The sequence below is a fragment of the Bradyrhizobium sp. genome, assembly GCF_049586575.1.
Lineage (GTDB): Bacteria > Pseudomonadota > Alphaproteobacteria > Rhizobiales > Xanthobacteraceae > Bradyrhizobium.
Genome location: NZ_JBAVCF010000426.1, coordinates 1 through 8,378 on the forward strand (window position 1 = coordinate 1; position 8,378 = coordinate 8,378).

General features: G+C 58.2%; 7 protein-coding genes. 5 read left to right on the top strand and 2 right to left on the bottom strand.

Features of this window, described 5'->3' with window-relative positions; all coding sequences use genetic code 11:
• The first annotated feature begins 222 nt into the window (after window positions 1-222).
• Complete coding sequence (locus WB528_RS16920) at window positions 223-444, top strand: hypothetical protein (protein ID WP_423889557.1); 222 nt, start codon at window positions 223-225, stop codon at window positions 442-444.
• Window positions 445-516: 72 nt separating this feature from the next.
• Here the strand turns inward: WB528_RS16920 and WB528_RS16925 are convergent, their stop codons facing one another.
• On the bottom strand, window positions 517-732 hold the full coding sequence (locus tag WB528_RS16925) for a hypothetical protein (protein ID WP_423889558.1): 216 nt from the start codon (window positions 730-732) through the stop codon (window positions 517-519).
• Window positions 733-2,128: 1,396 nt separating this feature from the next.
• Here WB528_RS16925 and WB528_RS16930 point away from each other — a divergent pair.
• Together WB528_RS16930 and WB528_RS16935 are read left to right on the top strand one after the other, a co-directional pair.
• The gene (locus WB528_RS16930) at window positions 2,129-4,105 is read left to right on the top strand and encodes an autotransporter outer membrane beta-barrel domain-containing protein (protein WP_423889559.1); all 1,977 of its coding nucleotides are present in this window, start codon (window positions 2,129-2,131) and stop codon (window positions 4,103-4,105) included.
• A gap of 358 nt (window positions 4,106-4,463) precedes the next feature.
• A complete protein-coding gene (locus tag WB528_RS16935; protein WP_423889560.1) occupies window positions 4,464-4,940 on the top strand; it encodes a hypothetical protein in 477 nt (158 codons plus the stop codon).
• 114 nt (window positions 4,941-5,054) lie between these two features.
• Here the strand turns inward: WB528_RS16935 and WB528_RS16940 are convergent, their stop codons facing one another.
• Entirely contained in the window at window positions 5,055-5,498 is a 444-nt protein-coding gene (locus WB528_RS16940; RefSeq protein ID WP_423889561.1) for a hypothetical protein, read from the bottom strand.
• Between the two features lie 335 nt (window positions 5,499-5,833).
• On the opposite strand from WB528_RS16940, the gene WB528_RS16945 reads away from it, so the two are divergent.
• Window positions 5,834-6,547 carry a metallophosphoesterase family protein gene (locus WB528_RS16945; RefSeq protein ID WP_423889562.1) on the top strand — a complete coding sequence of 238 codons (714 nt, stop codon included), beginning with the start codon at window positions 5,834-5,836 and terminating at the stop codon, window positions 6,545-6,547.
• 1,316 nt (window positions 6,548-7,863) lie between these two features.
• The coding region (locus tag WB528_RS16950) for an MFS transporter (protein ID WP_423889563.1) at window positions 7,864-8,378 on the top strand (515 nt) is incomplete at its 3' end.

Here is an 8,378-nt window from a genome sequence, read left to right on the forward strand (position 1 = left end):
GCTTGAGGCCGTCACCACGGACCTCGTTTTCACCATCAGCCTGAAGCGCAGCACCCAAAATCTTCAGCTATCCACAAGCTGGGCCGGCCGATTACACCATCTTCTGAGGAGGAGTCAAAGCGGACGAGGTCCTGGACGTACCTGCCTCGACTAATAAACGCGGTTGAACTGTGATCCAGTTCACCTCGTACGCGTCTAAAGTCCTTGTATATGGATGTTCAAATGATCAAACAACGAGGTTCGATCATGCCCGCTTTATTCGATTTTCTCTATCGGGAGTACTGCCGAACGCGCCTTGCCGAGATGAGGAAACAGCATCTACTTGTTGACAGCCGAGAAGTACTCGAAACGAATTGCGATGCCGACAATGCCGATGGCGCAGCTGATCGGGGTGGCGATTCGGCCGGCAAGCGACACGAGTCCAACCAGGCTGGGCTGATTTGAAATAGCCCCGATCGCCCTCCTGCGCTGACGGAACAGGCCAGGCGGTGATCCTTTGCCGCCCGGCTGCCTTGGTCAAACCGCCTTCTTCGGCTTCTCGATCGCTCCGGACTTCGCCGCCTGGCTGAAGAGGTCATCCAGTTCACCCGAGCGGACGGCGTCGATCAGCGCCGGGAGCTTCTCCTTGGAGCCGACGACGATGCCGGCCTTACCCTTCTCGATCTCGATGGGCTTGGCCCCGAACTTGACGGACATGACGACCTGGCCGGAAGCGTCGGTCTTACGTCGCAACCTAGTTCGTTGATGGTCAAGCGCTCACGTCCCGTCCCTGCAAACGTCCCTGCGCCTTGTCAGCGGAGACGACGCGATCTTGTCCAGAGTGTTTTGCGGCATACAGCGCCTGATCGGCCAGCTTGACGAACCAATCCGGGGAATCGCGCTCGCCGGAAAGAACTGCACGTTCGGATTTGACCGGAACACTGTTGCCGCATGGGTCCGGCACCTAAGAAGTAGACGCGGTCAGTCCTGGCATTGATTGCCGCGACCGGGGAGGCCTTTGCCCTGCGTGACGAGAGACCCTCGATGGTTGGGCTCGCGGCCTATTCCGCTTACGAGCGTATCCCGCGTCGCCCAGGTACATCGGTTCAGGCCGAATTCTGGTCAAGTCGTCGGATGAACCGCGAGAGGACGTCCTCAGCGCGTGGCTTGCAGCGCGAACAGCTTTTTCAATTTCGTGACGGAGTTCGTCGCTATCGGTCCTTGCCGTTGCATAGACCTCCGAGAGTTTGATCAGCTTTTGGCCTGCAAGCACCATATTCAAGCCAAACAGAGCCATCACGACCCGGACGATCGGTTCATTTTCGCTGACTGCAAGTAAAAGCATTCCTAGACCACTAAAAGTCCGCTGCGCCTCTCTCACGTTTCGCACAGCCTGGTCATATTCGTGGATCTCTCGAGAACTGATCGCCAATTCCCTGGACCTCGGCAGGGATTGTTTTCGAAAGTAAAGCATCCGTTCGACGGCGATGCGCCGAAGGCGAAATGCTGCCCGCATCGGTTGGTTGAAGAGTCCAACGGTAATCCGGCCGAACAAGGCGGTCGTAGCTATTGTAAGCAGGTAGACATACCACTGCATGCCGCGCGCCCCTACTCTGTCCGCGTCGCAATTTCGGCTTTGGAAATCGATCTTTTCTTCGGTCCGCTCGCTGCGAGAACCGCTCCGGCGCGAGATTCCGCGTTCGCCTCGGTCGAGCTCGCTTCCACTCCGCAATCGCGGGCGGCCCGCTCAATCAACCCTAATGGATCGTTACCGACAAGCCTTAATCGACAGCAGCGCTTCGATCTTAAAAGATGTAGTTAACGGCAGCATCAAGTTTGCAGCTGTCCGTGCGACGGCGACGGCATCGCCAAGTCGGTCACCGTCTGACTTCTTCCATAACACCTAGTTTGCGAATCCGGCTGTGATCAATCCTTATCTGCCGCTCACGACGAGAAAGCGTCATTCTCCCGAGAATCGTTTTTCGTGTTCGCTCTGAGGGGCGGCATGCCGCCCAGGTCCCGGCGGTAAATCATGCGCCGACTGTTCAATGGAGGCAGAAATTTCTTTGCTTGGTCGTAGTCCGGTTCCTTCGCCTAATATATCATAGAAACGAAGAATAGTCGCTGAGGCTTGATCAGCGGGGGCGCGATGTATTCGAATATTGCCTGCTTTGCCGGCGCTGCGTTCTTATGCTCGACGCAATTAGTCGAAGCGCAGAACTTCAATCAGCTCATCGGCTTTGGCGACAGCACCGTAGACACGGGATGGTACACCGGCGCGAGCAGCGGGCCGCATTCGACCGGCGTGGCCAGTGTGGATGCGTCGATTGCGGCGTCTCTTGCGGTAGGCGGGAACGCCCACCCGACTGGCCCAGGGCTCGGCAATGCGCAAATTCTTGCCGGCTTCTTCGGCCTTTCAGCAAATTCCGCAAGTCAGCCTGGCGGGACGAACTTCGCGATCGGCAACGCGGTTGATTACGCTGTGCCGCCAGGCTTCGTTCCGGTCACGTCCACCGGAAACCAGTATCCCAATCCGTTGCTCCCGGGCACCGCGACCCAGATCAGAAACTACCTCGAATCGGCGAATGGCCATGCCAATCCCAACGCAATCTATTTGCTCGCCAGCGGCGGCAATGACGCCAGTGCTGCGCTCGCCACGTTCGGTCCGTCTTCTCCGGCCGCGGTCGCCTACCTGCTCGCTGAGGCGCAAGCCCTGACCAACAGTCTGGCCAACTTGCAGGCAGCCGGCGCACGAACCATCATCATGAGCAACTATTATCCCGGTCCCTTGGACAATCCGGCGAGCTCGTCCTATGCGAAGACAATCATCTCGGCCACCTGGAGCGATCTGGCCGCGGCTGGTGTCAGGTTCATTCCGGCGGACACCGTGTCAGCCTTTTCCGCGGTGGAGCGAAATCCCGCGGCGTTCGGCATCACCCATGACCCGCTCGCCACTGGGCCGAGCAACTATGCCTGCCTGCCCGCCATCGGGTCCGGGCTGACGTCCGGTTACGGCGTCACCTGCGCGCCGACCACGACGCCGAGCACGGCGCACGGCTACCTCCAATCAGCCAACGCCACGCAAACCTACCTGTTCATGGATGGCGTTCATCTCACCGAAGCGGGCCAGCAGATCGAGGCCGACTATTTCTACAATCTGCTGGTTGCGCCTAGCGAAATATCGTTTCTCGCGGAAACCGCCGTCCAGACCACTTTCCAGACCGTCACCGGCATCCAGCAGCAGATCGATCTCGCGCAACGTCTGCGCCAGCCCGGCTGGAACGTTTGGGTGAATGGCCAGCTCTCCTACCTCCAGCTCGACAACAGTCTGGCTGGATTTCCCGGCGATCCCGGCTATCCGCTCTCCGGGAGCATGGGCGTCGACTATAAATGGCAGAACGGCTGGCTCGCCGGCGCTGCACTGACGACGGGCTATGTCAATCCGAGCTTCTCGCTCGGCGGCGGCTACAAGCAGGACAGCGTCGCCTTCAGTCTCTATGCCGCGTATCGCAACGCGAACTGGTGGGCTGACGTCACCGGCACTGCTGCTTGGCTCGGCTACGATACAAACCGGACTGTGCCGATCGGCATCACCGTTCAGGCCAACAACGGATCGACCGACGGCAATGATCTCTCGCTCGCTGGCGAGATCGGATACGATTTCCACGCTGGCACTGTGACGCATGGCCCGGTCGCGGGCCTGATCCTGCAGCAGGCGAGAGTCAACGGTTTCACCGAAAGCGGCAGTTTCACCAGCCTGTCGTTTGGCGACCAGACCCGCAATTCCGAAGTGGGCGTACTTGGTTACCAGGCGAGAATCGACTGGGGCAAATGGCACCCCTTCGTGCAACTGGCGTGGGATCACGAATTCGATCCGCTCGACCGGATGGTGACGGCCTCGCTGACCACCATTGCTGCGCCCAGCTATTCAATGCCGGCTGTCGTGCTTGGACGAGACTGGGCAACGGCAACCCTTGGCACGCAGTTCACCTTGACGCCGGCCTGGAGCGGACTGGCCTCCTTCACGGCCCAGCTTGGCGAAAATCACGCGATGGTCTTCGGTGGTCTGGTCGGATTGAATTATGCGCTCGGTCAGACGCTGGCACCGCTTGTCTACAAGAATTGAGGCCTGCCGGGGTACTCTGTGCCCCTGACTCGAATAGGTAGGCGGCCTGCCCCGATGTGATTTCCGGCTGGTAGAGTGCAAGCCGAAAGCGGCAAGCTTCGGGACGAGGCATTGGCTGATTCTTCGATGGCGTCTAGCTTGCGAGCCCCCTTTTGCGCCAGACCTGGTGCGCTGTTCCGCAGCAGTGTGGGGCACACGAAGGAAGAGCGAGCGGTTCATAAAGCAAGTTGCCGGCGTCGACTAACGACCCCGCGGCAGACTTCCGAAACACTCTTTGCATCCAGATCGATTATGAAATGTGTTCTGAATTGACTGCGCGGGTGTTAAATTAAGGTGAACCGTCGGATGGAGGTGTAGCATGAAAACACTCAGTCTTGGATTCTTGCTGGTTCTCAGCGCGTTATCGAGTGCCCACGCGCAACGCTCTCCCGAAACGCTTCCTCCAGTGACAGTTGATTGCTACCAGTCGTTTGCCGCTAAGACGCCTTTGCCGGAGCTTCCGTCAAAGGAAATCGCGATCGACGGCGGCAACCTCGATACACCGCTCGTACGCTACAGGCTTCAAGTTGCCGATAAAAGAACTCTCAAGATAATTAAAGACCCTGATCGGGCCGCCTATCGAACAGAGCACGGCAAGAGTGTGTGGGAGATCAAGCGGGACTTTACGAGCCTGCATAGGGTCGTGGGTTGGCGAGAGGAATTGCCGGGCGGAATAGTCAGGCTTTTCACATTTGACTTTGAGGATCTCTTGCTGAGCACAGTTGATATCTCACCAGCGCGTTCGATAGCCGCAGGGATAGAGCTTCATGTGATGAGGTGCAGCAAATCGATTTAGTCCAGAGAGCTTTCTGGCATCTCTCAGACTTGCCAACCCTTCCGAGAAATTTTCGATTATTTTGGGGAGCGTGCGTACTACTCGTTTTTGGATTTGCAATCTGAGCCCGCCCAACTACGTCTGCGCCGTTTTCGCGACGGCGCTTCGGGCGGCGATCTTTTCCCGCAGCTCGGTGCAGATGTTGCGGACTTCTGTCGTCACCTGTGAACAGTTCTCAATCGGACGGAAAACGCGCTTCGCTTTCTCGCGGTAGCGGCCTGCGGTTTCTTTCGGTTCTTCGTTCACGGTGAGTGCGTTACGGGTTACGAGTTCGCATTGCTTGACGAGGTCGATCAACTCCGCTCCCATCACCTCGATCTCTTTTGCTGCGATCTCGTGTTCACGGACAACAGCCTCGGCAGACAGCTTTCCGATTTCCGTTGCCCCAGCGCTATGCTCGACGTAGTCAGGCATCGCCATATTTGGCACGCTCACGGTCGGCGGCGTAACTGAATTTGGCTCGTGCGGCGGTGGTCTGTTCCGGACCTCTGCCTCGATTGCGCGCTCAATTTCAGTCAAGGGGTCTCCCGAGCGCTGGTTCATTTACCTGGCTGCGGTGCGGCGTTATCGTGAAAGGGCCAATAGCAAGTGGCCTCTTCGAAACGAGATGCTGCGAGGCTTTCAATGGGACTCTAACAATATCCGAGCTCGTTCACATTCGAGCTCAACGCATGTGCCTCCGATCTCCCGGGTTCCCGATGTATACTTAGTCGCATTCCCTCCCCCGCGATCACTCTTAAAATCTTCTATATTCGACTCAGGACTCTGGAAATCTACACGTTAATATTCCGCGAGATTTTTTTGTTCGGGGAATGGTTGCGTTTAGTCCACCAAAAGATGCAATAAGCGGTTTCATGGAAAACGCGTTAACATTTGCAATAGGCGACGTCCATGGCTGCTTTGACGAGCTACGATCATTGCTTGAGTTGTGCCGGAAGAACACGGGTGGCATCGAGCACGGGTTTATTTTGCTAGGCGACTACGTTGATCGGGGTCCCGCCTCGAACGAAGTCATTGCGCTCTTGATGAGAGAGCAGGCGGCAGGCGAATGCCGCTTTCGCTGCTTGCGCGGAAATCACGACGAAATGCTCTTAACAGCGGCTCACCCAGCGCGATCTGATGCAGACCTGATGCAATGGTTTGATAACGGCGGAAAGGCCACGCTGGATGCCTACGGATTGGATGACCCTTCTGAGTTGCCGGCAGACCATCTTGCCTGGATCAGAGCGTTACCGGTTCGGATTCACGAGGAAGAGCGTTTTTTTGTGCATGCGGGAGTGCGCCCGGGGACTCCACTCAGCGAGCAACTCGAGCGTGACTTGCTTTGGATCCGAGAGCCGTTCTTATCTTCGCGGCAATGGCATGGTGCTCTCGTCGTACACGGCCACACGCCGACAGCTAATGCTGCGCCGGAAGTTCGGTGCAATCGGGTTAACATCGACACCGGGGCGTGCTTCGGACGATCGCTGACCGCAGCTGCGTTCCGCTCGAATAAAGTGGGTCCTGCTTTCTTTATCAACAGCGATGGCTTACGGTTCGAAGTGCTTGAAAACGATGGCTATCGGTAAGAGCCGCCCCGCGGCGCAAGCGCATCTGCTTATCGGCCATCGACCGAGTTCTTCCATAACGCGTGTTTTGCGAAAGCCGCCTCTCGCCGAATTTCGGGGCCCCGAATGTCCGCCCTTGGGGAGTGGAGCAGACACGCAATCTCAAATCGTCAGTGGGATTGAGCATATCCGTTTTGGGTCCAACAGGCGACTTTCTCCTGCTGACCGTCGTGTCCGAAGGGAGTCAGCCAAGCTGCGACCGTAACTGGCTGGCGATACCGATCTCGGGTCCTTCCCATTCGTCCAACGGGTTCGCGTTCGCACCATCGAGCACGGTCCGTGCTTCTTCTCGTCGACCTTGCTCCGCAAGCAACCGGGATAGCCCGGGTCCTGGCTCTCAATCGATAAACAACAGCTCCCTGCTCGGCGGCGTGCCGCGGTCCCCAAATGGCGCTCCGCTTCCGGCGCATTGCCAGCCGATTGTCTCAAGACGAGTTCCCCACGCAGTCGCCATAGCTCGGGGACGAAAACGGCTTCTTCCGGTGTCCTCGATCCCTCAAGCAGCCGCATCAGCGCTTCCTTGTTGCGATTTGCGCCGGCGTTGCGATTTGCGCCGGCGAGCGTATCGGCCATGATGCCGCCCGGGAGCATCCCCAGGAACCCGTATCCGAACGTTGCTTCGTGGGATGGCTCCATCTGTTCAAGCGCGGGGGCAATATCCCCCTCCAGCGCGCATGCCGCGCCCAGCATGAACGCTCCGACCGCCCTGGTAGCCGGAAAATCGTACCTGACAGAAACCTGCATCAGTCGCTCGGCGAATTCACGGCAGCCCCCCGCATCCCCGACAATGTGGAGCGCGAAGCAGGCGACGCTATTGAAAGACGCGAGCGTCAACGGATGTTGCAGGGAATTTGAAAGCGCAAGGCCATCGTCCAGCACGGACCTTACGCATTACCCAAAGTGGTCCTCTTGAGAGTTCGGCCATCCGATCCTCGGCGGCGGTATTCGCTCGAACGATAGCCGTACTTGGGTTTAGCGGCGTTTACCCACTTAACAGCTTCGATTCCCTCGACAATTTTCAAGGGACCAAAGCCGGATTAGAGTAAGCCTATTTGCCGGACCGAGAGAACCTTAAATTCCGCCATGCGAGCAGGGATTTGTCTCCCTAGGGAGAGGGTCTGAAAACAAGATCGAGCAAGGTTTTTTCTAGATTCTCTCCCTCCGCGCGCGGGCGTTGTTGTTGCTGCACTGCCGCGCGAAGATCAGCCCCTCATGGATAAGGGTGGTGAAATTTTGTGCGAACGGTAAAAGGGCCTTGCAAGCCGAGCCCTCGTCAAATGTCGCATTCCCCTTCAGTTTCCGTCGAAACCCAGGCCTCCTGGGCCGTTGCCTCAGCCGCGCTCTTCGTCCTTGGAATGTCATTTGGGGCCGCCTGGATCACCGCGGTCGCGCTCAAGGACATCGCCAACGAGGTAGACGGGACGCGCTCCGTTCCAGCGCTCGCCAGTTCGCTGGCGTGGTTCGGCTCGGGCTTCGGCGGCATCATCATGTCCCGTATCGCCGAACGGGTCGGCACGCGCTGGACCGTCATCTTCGGATCTCTGATGATCGGCCTTGGTCTTTTCATCTCGACATTTGGGCCGCCTTGGCCGTTGTGGATCGGCCACGGCGTGTTCATCGGTCTGATCGGCATCGGCGGTATCAATGCGCCCCTGTACATCTATGTCAGCCGCTGGTTCGACCGCCGGCGCGGCTCGGCGCTGGCGCTGATCTCGAGCGGCACCTACCTCGCCGGCACGATCTGGCCGCCGATATTCGAGCGCGCGATCGCAAGCTTCGGCTGGCGGCAGGC